Consider the following 20142-nt stretch of genomic DNA (forward strand, 5'->3'; position numbering starts at 1 on the left):
GGGGCGGGCGGAGGCCCGGTAGCCGGGCGCTGTGGAGTCCTTTTTGGGGCTTTTTGTTGATAATGAAAATCGTTATGATTGCGATCCTTCGCAACAATCATGAGCGATTGTTGCGCTCAGCGATAAAAATTATTTCGGGATAAGACATGGTTTATAAAACGCGACATATCTACAATCGCCCGCACTGAATTTCCGACGCTGCTCATCCCTGAGCACACGAGGACGGTCGAGGGGCGGATAGAGCGCTCCATGCGACTGCGGGTGTCGGCGCCTTCCAAACTTCCGCACCAAATGGAATTGGTCTGTAACAAGGCCTTTGACCACGAGATCGAATAAGAACCACTGCTAGCCCGGGATGTGTCGTTGAGCGTTTAACCCAACGGGCAGGCCCTTATTCAATTGAAGAAAAATGCCAACCCTTGGCAGGGTGAAGTGTTGGCGATCAAAACCCAACTGCATTGCGCAAGCTGCTTTAGAGGTCGTGAGATGAGTAAAAACAGGTACCCCAGATTACTAGGCTTATTGCCGCTGCTCGGCATGTTGATGCTGGGAGGCTGCAAATGGACCTTGCTCGATCCTAAGGGTCAGGTCGGTCTGGATGAACGAAACCTGATCATCACGGCAACCATTCTGATGCTGCTGGTGGTTGTGCCGGTCATCATCATGACCTTCGCCTTCGCCTGGAAATACCGCGCCTCGAACAAGGACGCGACCTACGCGCCGAAGTGGTCCCACTCCACCAAGATCGAAATTGCGGTGTGGCTGGTTCCGGTGCTGATCATCATTGCCCTGGGTTATGTCACCTACAAGTCGACCCACGCCCTGGACCCTTACCGTCCGCTGGAATCCGACGCCAAGCCGGTCACCATCGAAGTGGTCGCCATGGACTGGAAGTGGCTGTTCATCTATCCCGACCAAGGGATCGCCACCGTCAACAAGATCGTTTTCCCGGCCCATACCCCGGTGAACTTCCGCGTGACCTCCGACACCGTGATGAACTCGTTCTTCATCCCGGGCCTGGGCGGCCAGATCTACGCGATGGCGGGCATGACCACCAAGCTGCACTTGATTGCCAACCAGAACACCGAACTTGAAGGTATCTCCGCCAACTACAGCGGCGCGGGCTTTACCGGCATGAAATTCAAAGCGATCGCAACCAGTCAGGAAGATTTCGACGCCTGGGTAAACGAAGTCAAGAAGGCACCTAAACAGCTGGACACCGCTGAATACGAAGCCCTTTCCAAGGCGAGCCAGAACAATCCTGTAGAGCTCTACTCCGCGTACGCGCCGAACCTGTTCCAGACCATCATCGACAAGTATGAAGGCATGAAACCGGGCAAGCCGCTCAAGCACGAGAAGAAAGAAAAGGAAGTGGCCGCAACCGAAGGGATGGACGTGAGTTCGCATTCAGCTGCCGGGGCAGAGGAGTAAACGATGTTTGGTAAATTAAGTCTGGAAGCGATTCCGTTCCACGAGCCGATTGTCATGGTGACCATTGCCATGATCGCGCTCGGTGGTCTGGCGCTGTTCGCGGCAATCACCTACTTCAAGAAGTGGACTTACCTGTGGACCGAGTGGCTGACGTCCGTCGACCACAAGAAAATCGGTGTGATGTACATCATCGTCGCCATGGTCATGCTGCTGCGTGGCTTCGCTGACGCCATCATGATGCGTACCCAGTTGGCCATGGCCACCGAGGGTTCGCCTGGCTACCTGCCACCTGAACACTATGACCAGATCTTCACCGCCCACGGTGTGATCATGATCATCTTCATGGCGATGCCATTCTTCACCGGCCTGATGAACCTTGTCGTGCCGCTGCAGATCGGCGCGCGTGACGTGGCCTATCCGTTCCTCAACTCCCTGAGCTTCTGGCTGCTGGTATCGGGCGTGGTGCTGATCAACCTGTCCCTGGGCGTTGGTGAATTCGCCAAGACCGGCTGGGTTGCCTATCCGCCGCTGTCGGGCTTGCAATACAGTCCGGGCGTGGGTGTGGACTACTACATCTGGGCGCTACAGCTATCGGGTCTGGGGACAACGCTGACGGGGGTCAACTTCCTGGCCACCGTGCTGAAAATGCGTACCCCGGGCATGAAGATGATGGACATGCCGATCTTCACCTGGACCTGCACCTGGGCCAACGTGCTGATCGTGGCTTCGTTCCCGATCCTCACTGCTACCCTGGCACTGCTGACGCTTGACCGTTACATGGATTTCCACATTTTCACCAATGAACTTGGTGGCAATCCGATGATGTACGTGAACCTGTTCTGGGCTTGGGGTCACCCCGAGGTGTACATCCTGATCCTGCCGGCGTTCGGTATCTTCTCCGAAGTCATCTCGACCTTCTCGGGCAAGCGCCTGTTCGGCCACCACTCGATGATCTACGCTTCCGGCGCGATCTCGATCCTGGGCTTCATGGTTTGGCTGCACCACTTCTTCACCATGGGTTCGGGTGCCAGCGTCAACGCCTTCTTCGGCCTGGCAACCATGCTGATCTCGATCCCGACGGGGGTGAAGCTATTCAACTGGCTGTTCACCATCTACCACGGCCGTCTGCGCATCACCAGCCAGGTTCTGTGGACCCTGGGCTTCATGGTGACCTTCGCCATCGGCGGCATGACCGGCGTACTGCTGGCCATCCCGGGTGCGGACTTCGTCCTGCACAACAGCCTGTTCGTGATCGCTCACTTCCACAACGTGATCATCGGCGGCGCGGTATTCGGCTACATCGCCGGCTTCAGCTTCTACTTCCCGAAAGCCTTCGGCTTCAAGCTGCATGAAGGTTGGGGCAAGGCAGCATTCTGGTTCTGGATCTCGGGCTTCTTCGTCGCCTTCATGCCGCTCTATGCACTGGGCTTCATGGGCATGACCCGTCGTCTGAACGCCACTACCAACCCTGAGTGGGTGCCGTACCTGTACGTCGCCATGGTGGGTGCACTGATGATCGCTGTGGGTATCGCCTGCCAGCTGATCCAGCTGTATGTCAGTGTGCGTGACCGCAAGCAGAACATGTGTGTCTCCGGCGACCCATGGAACGCCCACACCCTGGAATGGTCGACCTCGTCGCCACCGCCGTTCTACAACTTCGCTGTACTGCCGAAAGCCGAAGGCATCGACCCGTTCACCGAAGCCAAGGAAGACGGCACTGCCTACGCGAAGCCAGGCCGCTATCAGCCGATCCACATGCCCAACAACACCGCTACCGGTGTGGTCATGGGGGCACTGCTGACCGTGTTCGGTTTCGCCATGATCTGGCACATCTGGTGGCTGGCCATCGCAAGCCTGGCCGGCACCGTGATCTATTTCGCGATCCACGCTGCCCGTGATGATCAAGGCTACATGGTGCCGGTCGAGACGATCGAACGCATCGAAGCCGAGCAGCACAAGCGTCTGGTATCGGAGAACAAGATCCCGGCTACCCGTGTTGAAACCTCGTTGGAACAGGCTTAATCCATGTCGAACTTAGTGACCAATGCTGGACACGCCCATGTCGATGACCATGGGCACGATGACCATCACCACGACTCGGGCGAGATGACCGTATTCGGTTTCTGGCTCTACCTGATGACCGACTGCATTCTGTTTGCGTCGATCTTCGCGGTATACGCGGTACTGGTTAATAACGTAGCGGGTGGCCCATCGGGCCACGACATCTTCGAACTGCCTTACGTACTGGGCGAAACCGCTCTGCTGCTGTTCAGTTCGATCACCTATGGCTTCGCCATGCTGGCGTTCTTCCGGGGTAACAAGAAGCAGGTACTGGGCTGGCTGGGCATGACGTTCCTGTTCGGCCTGGGCTTCATCGGCATGGAGATCAACGAGTTCCACCTGCTGATCTCCGAAGGCTACGGCCCTAGCCGTTCCGGCTTCCTGTCCGGCTTCTTCACCCTGGTTGGTACCCACGGTCTGCACGTGACCAGCGGTCTGATCTGGATGGCGATCATGATGTATCAGGTGCAGAAAAACGGCCTGACGGCGACCAACAAGACCCGTCTGAGCTGCCTGAGCCTGTTCTGGCACTTCCTGGACGTGGTGTGGATCTGCGTATTCACCGTTGTTTACCTGATGGGGACTATGTAAATGGCCAACACACACTCCCACGACGAAGCCGGTCACGGCAGCGTCAAGTCCTACGCCATCGGCTTCATCCTGTCGGTCATCCTGACACTGATCCCGTTCGGCCTGGTGATGTACCCGTCGCTGCCTAAAGACGTGACCCTGTGGATCGTCCTGGCATTCGCAGTGATCCAGGTGCTGGTACACCTGGTGTACTTCCTGCACCTGGACCGTTCCGCGGCACAGCGCAACAACGTGGTGGCGTTCATCTTCGCCGCGTTGGTCATTGTTCTGCTGGTTGGTCTGTCGTTGTGGATCATGTTCAGCATCCACACCGTCATGATGGCCAAGTGAGGTAAACCCGATGTCGCTCAAGCACTTTATCCAAATCACCAAACCGGGGATCATTTTCGGTAACGTGCTTTCTGTGGCAGGCGGGTTTTTCCTGGCCTCGAAAGGGCATGTCGATCTGGCCATTTTCCTGGCCGCCATGATCGGCACCTCGCTGGTGGTAGCGTCCGGTTGCGTGTTCAACAACTGCATCGACCGTGACATCGACCTGAAGATGGAGCGCACCAAGAACCGCGTGCTGGTCCAGGGCTTGATCTCCCTGGAAGCGGCCCTGGTCTATGCCTCCATCCTCGGTGTCGCCGGCGTCGCCCTGCTGTACTACGTGGCCAACCCGTTGGCTGCGTTGTTCGCGGTAATCGGCTTTGTCATCTACGTCGGTCTCTACAGCCTGTACCTCAAGCGCAAGTCGGTTCACGGCACGCTGGTGGGCAGTCTGTCCGGGGCCATGCCGCCGGTGATCGGTTATGTGGCTGTGAGCAACAGCTTCGACATGGCCGCATTGACCCTGCTGGTGATGTTCAGCCTGTGGCAGATGCCGCATTCCTACGCCATCGCGATCTTCCGCTTCAACGATTACCTGGCCGCATCGATTCCGGTGCTGCCCGTGAAGCGTGGCATTCGCGTGGCCAAGAAGCACATCCTGCTCTACATCCTGGCATTCCTGGTGGCGACCCTGATGCTGACCTTCAGCGGTTACGCCGGCATGAGCTACCTGGCGGTAGCGGCGGCGATGGGCATGTACTGGTTGTACATGGCCTGGACCGGCTACAAGGCAGTGGATGACACTGTGTGGGCGCGCAAGCTCTTCGTGTTCTCGATCTTCACCATCACCGCCCTGAGCGTGATGATGTCGGTGGATTTCAAGGCCCCGACCGAGCTCTTGCTGACCTACGCACACTAAGCTGTCCAGGCCACAGAAAAGCCCCGCCTTCGAGAGAAGCGCGGGGCTTTTTTATACCGCTCGGGGGGACCGTCACATCATTTAAAGCTTTTCGGCCCGATGACTTTGCATGGCCGGGTAAAATGCCTCGCTCGTGGATGAACCTGAGTGGATGTAATGGAAAGCCGTATCGAAATGTACGATTCGCAGGCGCGTTATGGCGTTATCAGTCGCGGATTGCACTGGGCCATGGCATTGGCCTTTGTCTGGATCTACAGCACCACCGGTGCACATTACCTGCTGGCCGAATCGGCATTGGATGAATTTCTCTGGCCGACCCACAAGCAAGTGGGGCTGCTGTTGATGGGCCTGTTGCTGGTGCGTGTGCTCTGGAGCCTGTTGAACCGTCATCGCCGGCCGCCGAGCCTGAACTTCGCCGCGCGTCTGGGGCACGGGTTGCTGTATGTCGGCATGTTCGCCATTCCGTTTCTCGGACTGCTGCGCCAGTACGGATCGGGGCGGGCATTTTCCGCCTTTGGCCTGCCGGTGATGAGCGGCTTCGAGGGGGCGAAAATCCAGTGGATGACCGACCTGGGCAACAACTTCCACAGCTTGCTGGGCTGGACCTTGCTGGTACTGATCGTGGGCCATGTCGCGGCGGTGATCCTGCACTGTGTCAAAGGCCAGGCGCATATCCTGCGGCGCATGGCCGGTAGCAGCCCCTCGGCTTGATTTTTTGTCCTAGACAAAAAAGCCCCGCCTTCGAGAGAAGTGCGGGGTATTTTATTCAGAGCCCGTCAATGGGCCGTTTAACTCATGAAATGACTCTACTTATGCAGGAAGCAGAATGATGAAGAAAATAGCCGTCGTCGTTTTTAGTGGCGGGCAGGACTCGACAACCTGTTTGATCCACGCATTGCCGCTTTATGACGAGGTGCACTGCATTACGTTTGACTATGGTCAGCGGCACCACGCAGAGATAGAAACGGCGCAGCGGCTTGCAAAACAACTGGGAGCGACAGTTCACAAGGTGCTGGATGCTTCGCTGCTGAACGAGTTGGCAATCAGCAGTCTCACTCGGGACAATATCCCGGTGCCGACGGTGAACAGTTCAGGTGAGAGCCTGCCCAGTACCTTTGTGCCGGGACGCAATATTCTGTTTTTAACCCTGGCATCCATTTATGCCTATCAGGTAAAAGCCGAGACTGTCATCACCGGTGTCTGTGAGACGGACTTCTCTGGTTATCCTGATTGTCGCGATGAGTTTGTAAAGGCCTTGAACAAGGCGCTGGAGCTGGGCATGGAGTACAAGCTGCAGCTTGAAACTCCACTGATGTGGCTGAACAAGGCAGAAACCTGGGCGTTGGCTGACTACCACAGCCAACTGGACCTGATTCGTGAACAAACACTGACTTGCTATAACGGGATCATGGGCAGTGGCTGCGCTAATTGCGATGCGTGCAATCTTCGCGCAAGAGGCTTGAACAGCTATCTGGAGAACAAGACAGAGGTCATGAATAGCTTGAAAGGCAAGTTGAGTCTCAGCTAAAGGCTTGATTGCTGGCCAATGGGATTCAACACTGCGTCTGGCTGTCAGATGAGTGTTGAATCCAATGCCTTGAGACAATCAGGCACTCTGTTGCTTGTTCTGGCCGTCCGGGATGTATCTCTTGAACAATGACCTGGCACCATAAGCTGGCAGGATGTTGAAGAAGGCAAAACATACTTTAATCGCGATTTGAACATAGATCATGTTCAGGATGTCGCTGTTTTGCATCGCTCCATAAAATGCGATGTAGCAAAATACAAAGCTGTCGATGATGACTGCAAACAAGGTGCTCAAAAATATTCGCAGAAATAGAAATCTGGAATTCGTCAGCTCTTTTATCTTGCACAGCAAGTATGAATTTATATTCTCAGAAACAAGGAAAGAGACGGAGGAGGCTACCAATACAGACGACACATGAATGATGACGTCATTGTAGGGCGTGTCGAGTTTCCAGCCCGGTAGTCCGGGGAGAAAGGTCGATCCATAGAGCAGGATGATAATCATGGCGTTGCTTGCAAAGGCGAACAAAATGGCTCTTCTTGCAAGCCTGAGCCCGAAGTTTTCGTTCAGCAAGTCAACGATTAAAAATGTCAGAGGATAGAGGAAGGTGCCTGGAGTGATAATGATATCGAGCGTCTCCAGGTAAATCGGCTTGGTCGCAGCAATACTGGTGAAAATGTAGAACGTAAAGAGCAGCAGGTTCAGGATGATGTAAATCATCCATGAGTTCTCGTGTCGGTCGTTCAGGTCGTACGCAGTCAGGGCCCCTCCTTGGGAATAGAATTTCTTGTAAAGATTTTTGATTTCCATTTTATTTAGATTGTCCATTATTTCGCTGTTCAGCACTTCACTTAACTTGATTCTGATGACCTTGCCTGTGGCGATAATCATGATTACGGCCAGGCTTTTGTTATTTTCAAACCCCAGTAACTTGTACTTGCTGTTCTCGGCTTCTGCTTCATAGGCTGTCATTGAATCGCTCCTCGATGATGTCGCCTACTACAGATAGGCGATCGGTATCGGAGTACGGGCCATTGATGATGAGCAGCTTCTTTGTCAGCCTGTCGTAAACCAGCTTCTCTTTATCGTCAGTCGAGGATCCCTTTTGTACGATCAGGAGATCGCCAGGTTCATTCAAGCCATTGATTGCATGCTCCAGCAACACCGCTATCAAGTTGTAGGATGTGCCGAAGTAATAGGTCAATGGGTAAAGCGTGGCCAGTTCACCGATCCGTCTATCCATATTGGCTATCAGCAAACTCTCCTTGATGATCGGTACGGCAGCCGGATTCATGTTGCCTTGAGGGGAGATACTGCTCTCGATGATCTCCTTCTCTTCAAAGTCGATGGTTTCGATCTCTTCATAGGAAACGCCGAAGAAATCGGAAATCTTTCGAATGGTGGACTGCTGTACATTGGTTACCTTACCTTCCAGAATATTATAAATAGTTGTTCTGGTCAGGCCGCTGGCATTGCACAAAGACAGTTGCGTCTCACCGCGACTTTTTATCAGGTATTTAATGTTGCTCTTTAAATACTCTGTTCTTTCTCTTCTGTGCATCAAATGCTCACCATTTCCTTATAGTCGCCACATATTGATTTTTATAGCGGTCGTGCCGTACTTGATGTTCGGCACCAGTGACTGGGTTACTGCAGCAGATTTTTTTCAGACTTTTTACGGATATGTACCAACTTGCTAGTGCTCCTTTAGTCAGCTGCATCCGTCCAGGGATACTTCGCCGTCGGTATTGAGGGCGTTGGAATCGTGGAAGGGGCCGATTCCGGGGGGGACGCCGCAATGGACAAGTGTTGCATGCGCCAGCCATCACAATAAAGCCCCTCAGGACTGTAGTGATGGCCCTTCGCCGGCCAAGACCCCACAGCGAGGCAAGGCGGGTGTCCTTTCGTCTTAAAAAAAGAATCATTTAATTTGGAAAATGTTTAATTCTTTGATTAATCCTGTTGTGCCTTATACAGTCTGGACCAAGGCTTGGATGAGCCTGATCCGCATAAACGAACGTGAAACTCAGGAAGCGTGCTGTCGTTCGTGGCGCGCAATACACAAGGAAGGGACACAGAATAATGGCAGCTGATACTGAACCACTCAGGACCCAGGCCGACCTGCTGCGACGAGGCTTGGCCGATCTGCGTACTGAAGACGCCGAACTGGCAAGCATCCTGGACGCGGAAGTCACGCGCCAACACTGCACACTGTCCTTGGGTTCATCGTCCTGCGCGGCCGGCCCACGGACCTTGGCGGCTTCGGCATCGGCGTTGCTCAACGTCACCGTAGAGGGCACTCCAGGCCGGCGTCATCACGCCGGGTGCGAGAACGCCGATCGGGTTGAATCCCTGGCGATTCGTCGGGCCCAGGAACTGTTCGCTGCCCAATATGCCGGTGTGCAGTCGCACTCGGCCTCCAATGCCAACTACCAGGTGCTCACAGCCCTGGCCGAGCCAGGGGATACGATCCTCAGCATGGCCCTCGATCATGGCGGGCACCTTACCCACAGTAGCGCTCTCGCCTTCACGGGGGCCAACTACAAGGCGATTCGTTACGGCACCACATCCCAGGGCGTCATTGACTACGATGAGGTGCGCAAGCTGGCGCTCGCCCATCGTCCGCGCATCATCATCTGCGGTGCGACTGCCTATTCGCGGGCACTGGATTTTCAGCGATTCCGTGCAATCGCCGATGAAGCCGGGGCGATCCTGCTCGCGGACATTTCACATATTGCCGGTCTGGTGGCCACGGGGCGGCATCCAAGCCCCATCGACGCGGCACACGTCACTACGACCTGCACCCACAAGCAGCTCGCGGGGCCGCGCGGAGGCCTGATTCTGTCGGGGCGCGATGCGGACACCAAGGTTCCCGGCTTGAGGTCAACTTTCCGCGTTGTCCTCGACCAAGCCGTATTCCCGGGAATACAGGGGGCACCGGCGGTCAACATGATTGCGGCCAAGGCAGCCGCGCTGGGTTATGCCATGTCTCCCCGATTCGATGCCTGCATGGGCCGGGTTCGGAGCACCGCGGATGAAATGGCCAGCGCCTTCATGGCCCAGGACTATGAGGTCGTGGGCGACGGGACGGAGAACCACACGATTCTGCTTCAGTTGCGAGGGGGCATCACCGGCTCCATTGCTGAGTCGGCATTGGAGGCGTGCGGCATCATCGTGAACAAAAAACGCGCGCCGGGGGAAACCCGATCGTCCTTTGTCGGTGATGGTTTGTGCATCGGCGCCGGTTCTATCGCCCAACGCCACATCGATTCCCAAGGGTGCCGCCAGGTCGTCGATCTGGTTTGCCGGATCCTGGACAAGGTGGCGCCCCTCGGCGAGCACAAGTACAGCCTCGCGCCGGCGTTGCAGGAGATGTTCCGTCTAGAGGTGGAGGCGTTGTGCTTGCGGTATCCCATTGCGGATTATCGGGATAGCTGAGGAGCAGGCCAAGAAAAAGCCCCGACTTCAGGTTGAAGCGCGGGGCTTTTTCTTGGCCGTTCAGGCAGGGCTGGCGGCTTCGCGAGCAAGCTCGCTACAGGGCCGGGTTACAGCTGTTGTTGCGCGCTGTAGCCGGCAAATGCGGTCTGCTGTTGGATCGCGGTGACGATGTTCTTGCGGGTCGCTTGCTGTTCGTTGCCGTTGCTGTCGAGGAAGGTCTCGCTTTCCAGCTCCGCCTCGTCGCCTTCACCCACAAAGCTGAAGCCGAGAAACTCAAAGGCTTCACGGTCGACGTTGGCCTTGGAGCGCGGGCGCATCGGCAGGGTGACGCTGATGCCGTCCTTGCTGATGGCAAACACTTCCATTTCCTTCTTCGGCCGTGCCTTGCTCTTGCCGCCGCTGGGGTTGCTGATGGCCTGGTGAGTCTGGTTCAGCACTTTCAGGGCCAGGCCGTAGACCAGCTCCTGGAAGTCCGGGTCGTCCTTGTAGCTGGAGAGGATCCGGCTGATGGGGAATTTCTTGCTCAGGTCTTCCAGGGCGGCCAGGTCGGCGGCCTCGGCGTCTTTGAGTTGCTTGAGCTGGCCCATGAGTTCATAGGCAGTGTCGTCGTCAAAGCGGTCGTGGGCCTGGCGAATCGCAGCACGCAGTTCGCGAATCTGGTCACTTTCTTTCGAGCTGTGGAAGGCGTCGAGCACCATCTCGCTGATGGTCTTGGCCTGGGACACGTGCTGGGAAAGATGAATGGCGTTTTCGTATTCGGCCTTGTTGGACAGGGCGATCACGGATTCTTCGGTGTTGGAATCAGGCATTGAACATCCACTACTTGGTTTAACAGGTTTGAGGCGCGAAAGGCCCAGGGGGATTTTCGGGGGCGCCTAATCTATTGGACCCGGGGCCTATTGTCACGGACCAAGCGACCAGCCAACCGCGCTGTCCCTAAAGACCGGCATTTGCGAGGAAGATTCCCCAGCGTCCGCCGCCGTTCTCCCGGCGCCTTCAGGCCTTGACCTGGAGGGTTAGCCAGTGGCGGTACAACTTCAGGGCCCGGCCGCAGAACAGACCCACGGTGAAGCCCGCCGCAGCGCCGCTGATGCTCAGCATCTGGACGCTGGCAACGTGCTCGGGGTGCACCGCGGTCTGATAGCCGATCCAGTATTTAACCGCGAAGAACAGTAGTGAGATGCCAAGGATCTTCAGGGTGCCGGGAACCAGAATGGCCTCGCCGCCCGACTCCAGTATCACCCCGGCGCTGGAAAACAGCAGCATGGCCAGCAGGCTGCCCAACACGGCACCACCGATCCAGGCTCCCAGTGCGAGTAACGGGTGCAGGCCAAGGTTCACTGACCACAGCGACCAGATCAGCAGAATCACCGGGGCAATCATCAGCGAGCGGCGACTCTCACGGGTGGTGGCTCTTGCGCGAAGGCCGTAATAACAGATCAGGGCGAAGACGGCGTACACCCAAAGGGGCGTGCCTTGGAGGATGTCGAGCATGTGCTGCGTCCTTGCTTCAGCGGAAAACGGGCGGCTCATGATGCGCCAGGCCCGTCGTGCCGTGAAGCTTCCCGGTGCTCGCCGTTTACATCACTTGGGTATCGCTGACCCCGGCCTCCAGTTCCTGGCGCAGATCGCTGCCCCGGCGAGCGATGAACACCAGCTGCGCGGCATGCTCGGTGGGCTGATCGGCCGCCAGGGTGAACTGGCTGCGGTTGCCCACATGCTGCAACCAATAGGGTTGTTCATTGCCTTCCAGGCGCACCAGGCCCTTGAGGCGCAGCAGGTCGGCGGGCAGGCGCGCCAGCCAGTCCCGCAGGGCCTTGGGTTGCAGCGGCCGCGAGCTTTTCCACACCCAGCTTTCGAACAACTGGTCGTGAGCCTGGGGCAGGGCCTTGAACAGCACCTCGGTGGAACGCACCGGCGGGGTCAGCAGCAACTCCGCCGGCAGCTCGGCTTGCACCGTATCGAACACCGGGGCGCGGCCGCCGAGGCTGGCGCGAATGCTCTGCAACTGCTCGGCACTCACCAGGTCGGCCTTGTTCAGCAGCACCCAGTCGGCGCAGGCCACCTGGGCCCGGGACAGCCGAGCCATTTCCCCTTCCAGTTCCTGGTAGCCGCTGGCGTCCACCAGGGTGATCACTGCGTCCAGGTGCAGGCGGTTGCGCAGTTGCGGGTAGCCGATGGTCTGCACGATGCGCTGCGGGTCGGAGACACCGCTGCACTCGATGACGATCCGTTCCAGGGCCGGGCGCAGCTTGGACAGGCTCACCAGCTGCGCCAGCAGGTCCTCCTGCACGGTGCAGCAGATGCAGCCGTTCTGCAGGCTGTACACCGCGTCGGTGACCTCGGCGATGATCGCCGCATCGATGTTCAGCTCACCGAAATCGTTGACGATCACTGCCAGTCGGCCGCTGTCGGCGCGCTGCACCATGCGGTTGAGCAGGGTGGTCTTGCCGGCGCCGAGAAAGCCGGCAACCACGGTCACTGGAATGCTCGGGGTGCTGTTCATTATTCCTTGCCCTCGATCACTGGCGGCAGGCCTTCCCAGACCGCTTGCAGCGGTGTGTCGCTGAAGGTGCCCTGGCGGTCGTAGACCAGTTGCCCTTCGACGAAGGTCAGTTGCACCTGGGTGTGGTGGATGTAGTTGCGCGCACCCTGGGCGAACAGGTCACGGTCGAGGACGATCAGGTCCGCCGACTTGCCGGCCTCCAGGCTGCCGGTCAGGTGTTCCAGGCCCATGGCATGGGCGCCGTTGAGGGTCGCCACTTGCAGGGCCTGTTCCAGGCTGATGGGGTCACCGAAGGTATCGGGTTCCTGGTTCCAAGGATTCTGTCGGGTAACCATGGTTTCCAGGGCCAGCCACGGGTCGATGGACGCCACCGGCCAGTCGGTGCCGAACACCGCGATGCCACCGGCTGCCAGTACGCCCTTGAAGTCATAGATACGCTTGAGGCGCTCCTGGCCGTAGCCGGAGCGGGCACCGCTGGCGAATGGGGTCGGATACCAGGCCGCCGGGGAGAACTCGGCAATCACGTCCAGGCTCTGGAAGCGCTTGAGGTTGCCCGGGTGCAGCAGGGTGCTGTGGGCGCATTGGTGACGGATACCGCTGTTGCCGTTGCGCCGACGGGCTTCGGCCACGGCGTCGAGGAACACGTCGGAGGCGCCGTCGCCGGTGCAGTGGGCGATCACTCGCAGGCCGCGCTTGTCCATGTCCACCACCATGTCGGTGATGTGTTCCGGGGTCAGGTTGAGCTTGCCGCGCCAGCTCGACTCTTCCGGCCAGGGCGTCAGCAGATAGGAAGACTTGGGTTCCACGGTGCCGTCGAAGTGGAACTTCACCGCGTTGGCGCTCAGGCGGGCGCTGCGATAGAAATGCCGTTCGCCGCTGAGCAGCTCCCAGCGCCGACGCACCGGGAAGATATCGTCCTGCCAACTGATGGCGGCTTCTACTCGCAGGGTCAGTTCGCCGGCATCGTCCAGTTCCTTGAGGGCCTGCAGACGGTTCTCGCAGACGTGCACGTACTTGGTGGCCGTGACCCCGCGCGAGGTCTGGAAGTGCACACCATCACGATAGGCGCGGCGCAGCACCGACACTGGGGTCGGCGGCATGGCGGCGTGGATCAGTGCGTAGGCGCCGTCGATCAGCAGGCCGTTGGGTTCGCCGGTGAGTTCATCGCGCTCCAGGTAACCGTTGCGCGGATCGCTGGTGTGACGGTCGATACCGGCCAGTTCCAGGGCCTTGGAGTTGACCATCATGGTCCCCCACATGCGATCCAGCAGGGCCACCGGGCGGTCTGGCATGACGCTGTCGAGCCACTCACGGCCCGGGGTCAGGCCGGCTTCGCGGAAGGTGTAGCGCACCCAGTACTGGCCGTAGATCCAGCCATCGCCGGGGTGGCTGTCGGCGTAGGCGTGGATCGCCGCGGTCAGCTGCTCCGGGGTCGGGTCTTCGATGCCTACATCCAGGTCGTCGGCGTAGCGCGGCGCCAGGGCCAGGTCCGGGTGAGTGTGCATGTCGTGCAGGCCGGGCATGCAGAAGGCCCCGTCCAGATCGTGCTGGCGGGTGTTGGGGCCGATCAGAGAGGCCAGGGAAGCGAGGCTGCCCACCGCGATCAGCTTGCCCTGGCGGATGGCCACGGCATCGGCCCAGGGCTGGGCCGGATCGAGGGTGTACATCCGGCCGTTGTGCAGCACCAGTTCGGCATATTGATCGACGGCGCTATGGGTGGAGTTGAATTGGTCGGAAGCGGTCACGGGGTCAACCTCTCAAGCAGGGGGCCCTTCAAAGGTGGGCAAAAAAGTAAGGCGCAGCAGTGTTCTTGTCAGAGGTACGAGGGCCGCGGGGCGGCCCGGGTAATGCGCTCAGCGGGTGGCGCCCAGGGTTTCGACAAAGCCGGCAATGCGTTGGCAGGCGTCCTTGAGCACGTCGTCGGCGACGGTGAAGGAGATCCGCACGAAGCCCTCGGCGCTGGCACCAAAGGCCTGGGCATCGAGCACCGAGACCCCGGTGGCGCGGAACAGCTGCCAGGCGAAATCCATGCTCGACAGCCCGGTGCGGCGCACGTCCACCAGCATGAACATCCCGGCTTCCGGCTCGCGGCAATCGAGCAACTGCACCGGCTTGAGCCCGGCCACCACCAAGTCGCGGCGACGGCGATAGACCTCGCGGGCACTGCCGATCACTTCTTCATCCAGCTCCAGGGCCTTGAGCGCGGCTTCCTGGATAAACCCGGGCAGGCCGTAGAGCATGCACAGCAGCAGGTTGTCCAGGTGCCCGACCAATGCCGGCGGGGCGATGACCCAGCCCACGCGCCAGCCGGTCATGGCGTGGGTTTTCGACAGGCTGTTGAGGATCACAGTGCGTTCGGCCATGCCCGGCATCGAGGCGATGCTCAGGTGTTCGCGGTCGTAGGTCAGTTGCCCGTAGACCTCATCGGAGATCACCCACAGGTCATGCTTGCGCGCCACCTCGGCCACGGCTTCCAGCTCCTCGCGGCTGTAGACGTTGCCGGTGGGGTTGCAGGGCGTAGCCAGGGCGATGCCGCGGGTCTTGTCGGTGAGCGCCGCTTCCAGGGCTGCCGCGGTCAGGCGAAAGCCGTTGGCCGCCGGTTGCTGGACGCAGGCGATCTTGGCCCCCGAGGCGTGGATGCAGGCCTCATAGGTCAGGTACATGGGTTCCGGCACCAGCACTTCGTCGCCACTGCTGAACAGGCACAGCGACGTGGCGAACAGGCCGTTCTGGGCGCCAGCCACCAGGGCCACGTTGTCGGCGCTGACGTCGATACCCAGCAGGCGCCGCTGTTTGGCGGCGATGGCCTCACGCAGGGCCGGGCGGCCAAGGACGTGGGTGTAATGGGTGTCGCCCTGCTCCAGGGCAGCGCTGGCAGCGGCACTGATGCGTGCATCGGTGGCGAAGTCCGGATCACCGACGCTGAGGACGATCACATCCTCGCCGCGACCCCGGGCCTCGATGGCTGCGTAGTGAATATCCCAGGCGCTGACGGATTCGCCGCTGATGCGCTGAACGAAAGGTGAGTAACGCATGCTGTTCTCCTCACGGGCCTCGTTGCCCGCGCAATAAATGGGTTCAGGCCTGACGCTGCGGCCGCTGATTCTGAGAAGCGGTGCCCAAGCGTGCGCACAGATGTTCGATGACAAAGGCCAGGACGATGTAGATCAGCGCCACCGCCAGCAGCGGCTCGTAGACCTTCAGGGTCTGGGCGCGTACCAGGTTGGCCGCGCCGAGTAAATCAGTGACCGCCACGGTGGACGCCAGCGCAGTGGCCTTGAGCAACAGCACGCATTCCCCCACCAGGGTCGGGCGCACCAGTTCCAGGGCCCGGGGCAGCCAGACCCGGCGCAGGGTCAGCCAGTGACCCATGCCATAGGCACGGGCTGCTTCCAGCTCGCCCCGGGGCACGGCCCGCAGGCCGCCGCGCAGTACTTCGCCGACATAGGCGCCGACGCTCAGGGTCAGGGCCAGGGCGACATACCAGAAACCTTCGCGCAGGTAGGGCCAGAGAAAGCTGCCGCGAATTGGCGGGTAGGCGGCGAACAGGCTGCCTACCCCGTAATAGAGGATGTAGATCTGCACCAGCAGCGGCGTACCGCGGAACACACTGATATAGAACTGCATCGGTGCGCGAATCAGAGGGTTGCGCGACACCCGGCCCAGGCCCACCACTACTGCCAGGGCAAAGCCGCAGATTCCGCTCAGCAGCAGGAGCTTGAGGGTGATACCCAGGCCGCGCAGCAGCTCGCTGGAAAAACCGTTGATCCAGGAAAAGTCCATCCGAGTCTCCTAGTGCTGGGGCAGCCAGCGGTTGGTGCGTCGTTCGAGCACGCGGAACACGCTGCCGGACACCAGGGTGATGACGAAGTAGAAAGCCGCGACCGCGAGGTAGAACACCAGGTAATGCTTGGTGGAACCCGCCGCCTGCTTGCCTACTGAAAGCAGTTCGCTGTAGCCGACAATGCTGATCAGCGCACTGTCCTTGACCAGTACCAGCCACAGGTTCGACAGCCCGGCCATGGCGTAGGGCAGCATGCTCGGCAGCAGGATGCGCCGCACCAGCAGCCAGCGCTCGATGCCGTAGGCGCGCGCCGCTTCGATCTGGCCGTGGGGAATGGCCTGGATCGCGCCACGGATGATCTCCGCCGAATAGGCGCCCTGGACAATGCCCAGCACCAGAACCGCAGCGATAAAGCCGTTGACCGTGACACTCGGACGGTCCATGGCGGCCATGGCCATGTTCAACAGGTCGGTACCGGCGTAGTAGAGGAGCAGGATCAGCAGCAGCTCGGGCATGGCCCGGTACAGGGTGGTGTAGACGTTGGCCAGCTTCACCAGCCAGCGCGGCCCCTTGAGCTTGATCATCGCCACCAGCAAGCCGATGCCCAGGCCGAGGACGAAGGCCCCGGCGGAAATCTGCAGGGACACCAGCGCGCCCTGGGCCAGGGCACCGAGCCAGCCGTCGGCGACGAACAGTTGGGAAAGGTCGGACAGAGAAATCATGACGTATCCAGTCAACGCCGGCGGCCCGCCGCAGCGGGCTCGCCGGACGGCTTAGTTGGCAGAAATGTCGACGCTGAAGTAGCGGCTGCGGATCTTGTCGTAAGTGCCGTCAGCCTTGAGCGAAGCCAGGGCGGTGTTGATCCGCTGCTGCAGGGCGCTGTCGCCCTTGCGCAGGCCGACGCCGATGCCCGAGCCGAACAGCGGGTCTTTCGGCGCCAGGCCCTTGTCCGCCAGACCGGCACCGGCCGCGGTCTTGAGGATCGGCTCGATGGTCAGGGCATCGGCCAGCATTACGTCGATGCGCCCGCTCTGCAGGTCGGCGATCATGTCGTCCTGGGTGGTGTAGTAGCGCAGGGTCGAGGTCTTGCCGTAGTAGGTCTTGGCGAAGGTGGCGTTGGACGTGGAACCCTGCACGCCGATCAGCTTGCCCTTGAGGCCTTCGGGGGTGGTCGCAAGCTCCAGGCTCTGGTCGGCGACCCACATGGCCGGGGTCTGGTAGTAGGGCGCGGAGAAGTCGATGACCTTCTCGCGTTCATCGGTGATGCTCAGGGAATTGAGGATGGCGTCGATCTGGCTCGATTGCAGGGCCGGGATCAAGCCGTCCCAGGCCACCTCCTTGAGCGGGCACTGGGCCTGCATGCGTTCGCACAGCGCCTTGATCAGCTCCGGTTCGAAGCCGCTCCAGTCACCGTTACCGCTTTTCATCGAGAACGGCGGGTAGGGTTCCAGGGCGATGCCGAAGACGATCTTGTCGGCGGCCACGGCGTGGCTGGCCAGTGCACTGAACAGGCAACCGGTGGCAAGCACCTTGAGCAGGTTTTTCATGGCTTTACCCTTTATCGAAGTTGTTGTTTTCAAGGATTGAAGCGGGACGTCAGACGCGGTTTTCCTGAGCCATGACGAATTGCCGGCAGCGTTCGCTGACCGGGTCGAGGAACACTTGCTGCGGCGGGCCTTCCTCTTCCACCAACCCCTGGTGGAGGAACATCACCTTGCTCGACACATCCCGGGCGAAGGCCATCTCGTGGGTCACCAGGATCATGGTCCGGCCTTCCTCGGCGATGCCTTGGATAACCTTGAGTACTTCGCCCACCAGTTCCGGGTCCAGGGCCGAGGTCGGTTCGTCCATCAACAGCACCTGGGGGCGCATGGCCAGGGCCCGGGCGATGGCCACCCGTTGCTGCTGGCCACCGGAGAGAAAGGAGGGGAAAGCGTCACGCTTGTTGGCCAGGCCGACTTTTTCCAGCAGGTGCTCGGCGTGGGCGATGGCGTCCTTGCGGTCTTCACCGAGGACATACACCGGCGCCTCGATGACGTTTTCCAGCACGGTGCGATGGGGCCACAAGTTGAAACTCTGAAACACCATGCTCAGTTGAGTGCGCAGGCGTGCAACCTGGGCCGGGTCGGCGACCTGGGGATTGCCGGCGCGATCGGTCTTGATGCGCACCTCTTCGCCATTGATGCGCAAGCTGCCGCTGCAGGGAATCTCCAGCAGATTGATGCAGCGCAGCAGGGTGCTTTTGCCCGAGCCGCTGGAACCGATCAGCGAGACCACTTCGCCTTCATTGGCGCGCAGGGCAATGCCCTTGAGCACGTGGTGGTCGGCGTAGCTCTTGTGCAAGTCATCGATCGCCACCACGGGATTGACGGAGTTGGGCTGCGATTGCAAGGGTCGACCCTCTTGTTATTGTGCGATGGCCGGGCAGTACCCGGCACAGGGTAGGACTGGAGAATTAGCCATCGATGGCCTGGGGTCAATCGAGCATTTTTAGCCGGACCCGGTAATTTTTTTCAGCAATGGACGTTTTTTTCGGCGACCGACAAGGCTATTGCCGGATCGCGTTTGCAGCTATGGTGCTTGCACTCGTTTTTTTGCAGTCGAGGCCTGATCGGTATGCGTTATCCCTCCATGACCGCCCTGCGCGCGCTGGACGCGGTGGCCCGCCTGGGCAGTGTCGCCGAAGCCGCCAATGAGCTGAACCTGACCCCCAGCGCCATCAGTCACCAGATCAAGAGCCTGGAGCAGACCCTGGGTTTTGCCCTGACCGAGCGCCTGGGCCGCAGCATTCGCATCACCTACCAGGGTGAGCGCTACGCTCGGGACATTCACTTGCTGCTGGCCAACATCCTCGAGGCCGGGCAGCGTTCCGATGGCCAGCAGGTCAGTGGTCGGCTGTGCATCAGCAGCCCGCCGGGGTTCGCCACCTACTGGCTGTGCACCCATATCGCCGAGTTCCAGGCGCTGTATCCCCAGGTGGAACTGCAGTTGGTGTCACCTCGCACGCCAGGTGACACCAGTGACAGCGGTGTCGATCTGTTCGTCGCCTACGGCATGGGCGATTGGCCCAACCAGCATGTACAGAAGATCGTCTCCCTGCGTTATTTCCCGGTGTGCAGCCCGAGCCTGGTGAACGCCATGGGGGGCCTGAAAACCCTCGACGCGCTCGATCACGCTTTGCTCCTGCACATGATCGACTACTCCGACTGGCGGGTCTGGCTGGCAGCGGCCGGGGCGCCGAATGTCGATGTGCGCCGGGGCATCATCTTCGCCGACGCGCACTTCGTGCAGTCGGCCTGCATCGCCGGCCAGGGCATCGCCATGGGCGACAACCTGATCAGCGGCGAGGCCCTGGCTCGGGGGCAACTGGTGCAGCCCTTCGGCACCGAGATCGAATCCAATCGCGGCTACTACCTGGTGGCCGATCTGCTCAAGGCCGAGCGCCCGGTGGTGCTGGCCTTCAGCGAATGGGTCAAATCCCAGCTGCAGGGCATCACTCGCTTGCACCCGGAGCCGCGACGCAACGGCAAAGCGTGAATTTTATTGAGCAATCGCCGCGATTTTTTTCGATTGTT

The 20142-nt window shown here is 59.7% G+C and carries 20 protein-coding genes; 9 read left to right on the forward strand and 11 right to left on the reverse strand.

Annotated features, from left to right (window positions below; translation table 11 throughout):
* Positions 1-486: 486 nt before the first annotated feature.
* From cyoA to queC, 7 genes are all read left to right on the forward strand, one after another.
* On the forward strand, positions 487-1431 hold the full coding sequence (gene cyoA, locus FW796_RS05930) for a ubiquinol oxidase subunit II (protein ID WP_346633883.1): 945 nt from the start codon (positions 487-489) through the stop codon (positions 1429-1431).
* 3 nt (positions 1432-1434) lie between these two features.
* On the forward strand, positions 1435-3453 hold the full coding sequence (gene cyoB, locus FW796_RS05935) for a cytochrome o ubiquinol oxidase subunit I (protein ID WP_346633884.1): 2019 nt from the start codon (positions 1435-1437) through the stop codon (positions 3451-3453).
* Positions 3454-3456: 3 nt separating this feature from the next.
* Complete coding sequence (locus FW796_RS05940; RefSeq protein WP_025129487.1) at positions 3457-4083, forward strand: cytochrome o ubiquinol oxidase subunit III; 627 nt, start codon at positions 3457-3459, stop codon at positions 4081-4083.
* Positions 4084-4413, forward strand: coding sequence for a cytochrome o ubiquinol oxidase subunit IV (cyoD, locus tag FW796_RS05945; protein WP_092310581.1), 330 nt, complete (start codon positions 4084-4086; stop codon positions 4411-4413).
* A gap of 10 nt (positions 4414-4423) precedes the next feature.
* Positions 4424-5311 (forward strand): heme o synthase, encoded by an 888-nt coding sequence (gene cyoE, locus FW796_RS05950; RefSeq protein ID WP_123724747.1) that lies wholly within the window; start codon positions 4424-4426, stop codon positions 5309-5311.
* Between the two features lie 156 nt (positions 5312-5467).
* Entirely contained in the window at positions 5468-6022 is a 555-nt protein-coding gene (locus tag FW796_RS05955) for a cytochrome b (protein WP_446439140.1), read from the forward strand.
* Positions 6023-6140: 118 nt separating this feature from the next.
* Positions 6141-6839: a 7-cyano-7-deazaguanine synthase QueC gene (gene queC, locus FW796_RS05960; protein ID WP_346633886.1), complete on the forward strand. Its 699-nt coding sequence runs from the start codon at positions 6141-6143 to the stop codon at positions 6837-6839.
* 78 nt (positions 6840-6917) lie between these two features.
* On the opposite strand, the gene FW796_RS05965 is transcribed toward queC, so the two are convergent.
* Positions 6918-7811: a queuosine precursor transporter gene (locus tag FW796_RS05965; RefSeq protein ID WP_346633887.1), complete on the reverse strand. Its 894-nt coding sequence runs from the start codon at positions 7809-7811 to the stop codon at positions 6918-6920.
* Positions 7798-8400 carry a helix-turn-helix transcriptional regulator gene (locus FW796_RS05970; protein WP_346633888.1) on the reverse strand — a complete coding sequence of 201 codons (603 nt, stop codon included), beginning with the start codon at positions 8398-8400 and terminating at the stop codon, positions 7798-7800. The genes FW796_RS05965 and FW796_RS05970 overlap by 14 nt, the downstream gene beginning before the upstream one ends.
* 521 nt (positions 8401-8921) lie before the next feature.
* Between FW796_RS05970 and FW796_RS05975 the strand changes: the two genes are divergently transcribed.
* The gene (locus tag FW796_RS05975; RefSeq protein ID WP_446439141.1) at positions 8922-10277 is read left to right on the forward strand and encodes a serine hydroxymethyltransferase; all 1356 of its coding nucleotides are present in this window, start codon (positions 8922-8924) and stop codon (positions 10275-10277) included.
* Positions 10278-10384: 107 nt separating this feature from the next.
* On the opposite strand, the gene FW796_RS05980 is transcribed toward FW796_RS05975, so the two are convergent.
* The 9 genes from FW796_RS05980 to FW796_RS06020 form a co-directional block, all read right to left on the reverse strand.
* Positions 10385-11086 carry a hypothetical protein gene (locus FW796_RS05980; RefSeq protein WP_123724742.1) on the reverse strand — a complete coding sequence of 234 codons (702 nt, stop codon included), beginning with the start codon at positions 11084-11086 and terminating at the stop codon, positions 10385-10387.
* A 187-nt stretch (positions 11087-11273) separates the two neighbouring features.
* Positions 11274-11771, reverse strand: coding sequence for a hypothetical protein (locus FW796_RS05985; protein ID WP_346633890.1), 498 nt, complete (start codon positions 11769-11771; stop codon positions 11274-11276).
* An 85-nt stretch (positions 11772-11856) separates the two neighbouring features.
* The gene (locus tag FW796_RS05990; protein ID WP_446439142.1) at positions 11857-12783 is read right to left on the reverse strand and encodes a CobW family GTP-binding protein; all 927 of its coding nucleotides are present in this window, start codon (positions 12781-12783) and stop codon (positions 11857-11859) included.
* Positions 12783-14528, reverse strand: coding sequence for an amidohydrolase (locus FW796_RS05995; RefSeq protein ID WP_346633892.1), 1746 nt, complete (start codon positions 14526-14528; stop codon positions 12783-12785). The genes FW796_RS05990 and FW796_RS05995 overlap by 1 nt, the downstream gene beginning before the upstream one ends.
* A 108-nt stretch (positions 14529-14636) precedes the next feature.
* Positions 14637-15818: a pyridoxal phosphate-dependent aminotransferase gene (locus tag FW796_RS06000; RefSeq protein WP_346633893.1), complete on the reverse strand. Its 1182-nt coding sequence runs from the start codon at positions 15816-15818 to the stop codon at positions 14637-14639.
* Between the two features lie 43 nt (positions 15819-15861).
* The gene (locus FW796_RS06005; RefSeq protein WP_346633894.1) at positions 15862-16566 is read right to left on the reverse strand and encodes an ABC transporter permease; all 705 of its coding nucleotides are present in this window, start codon (positions 16564-16566) and stop codon (positions 15862-15864) included.
* 9 nt (positions 16567-16575) lie between these two features.
* Positions 16576-17289, reverse strand: a complete 714-nt coding sequence (locus FW796_RS06010) for an ABC transporter permease (protein ID WP_011063272.1) — start codon at positions 17287-17289, stop codon at positions 16576-16578.
* A 51-nt stretch (positions 17290-17340) separates the two neighbouring features.
* Positions 17341-18114 carry a transporter substrate-binding domain-containing protein gene (locus FW796_RS06015; RefSeq protein ID WP_346633895.1) on the reverse strand — a complete coding sequence of 258 codons (774 nt, stop codon included), beginning with the start codon at positions 18112-18114 and terminating at the stop codon, positions 17341-17343.
* A 49-nt stretch (positions 18115-18163) separates the two neighbouring features.
* Positions 18164-18958: an ABC transporter ATP-binding protein gene (locus tag FW796_RS06020; RefSeq protein WP_404937611.1), complete on the reverse strand. Its 795-nt coding sequence runs from the start codon at positions 18956-18958 to the stop codon at positions 18164-18166.
* A 225-nt stretch (positions 18959-19183) separates the two neighbouring features.
* Between FW796_RS06020 and FW796_RS06025 the strand changes: the two genes are divergently transcribed.
* Entirely contained in the window at positions 19184-20104 is a 921-nt protein-coding gene (locus FW796_RS06025) for a LysR substrate-binding domain-containing protein (protein WP_346633896.1), read from the forward strand.
* Positions 20105-20142 lie beyond the last annotated feature (38 nt).

The organism is Pseudomonas sp. 910_21, assembly GCF_052850735.1.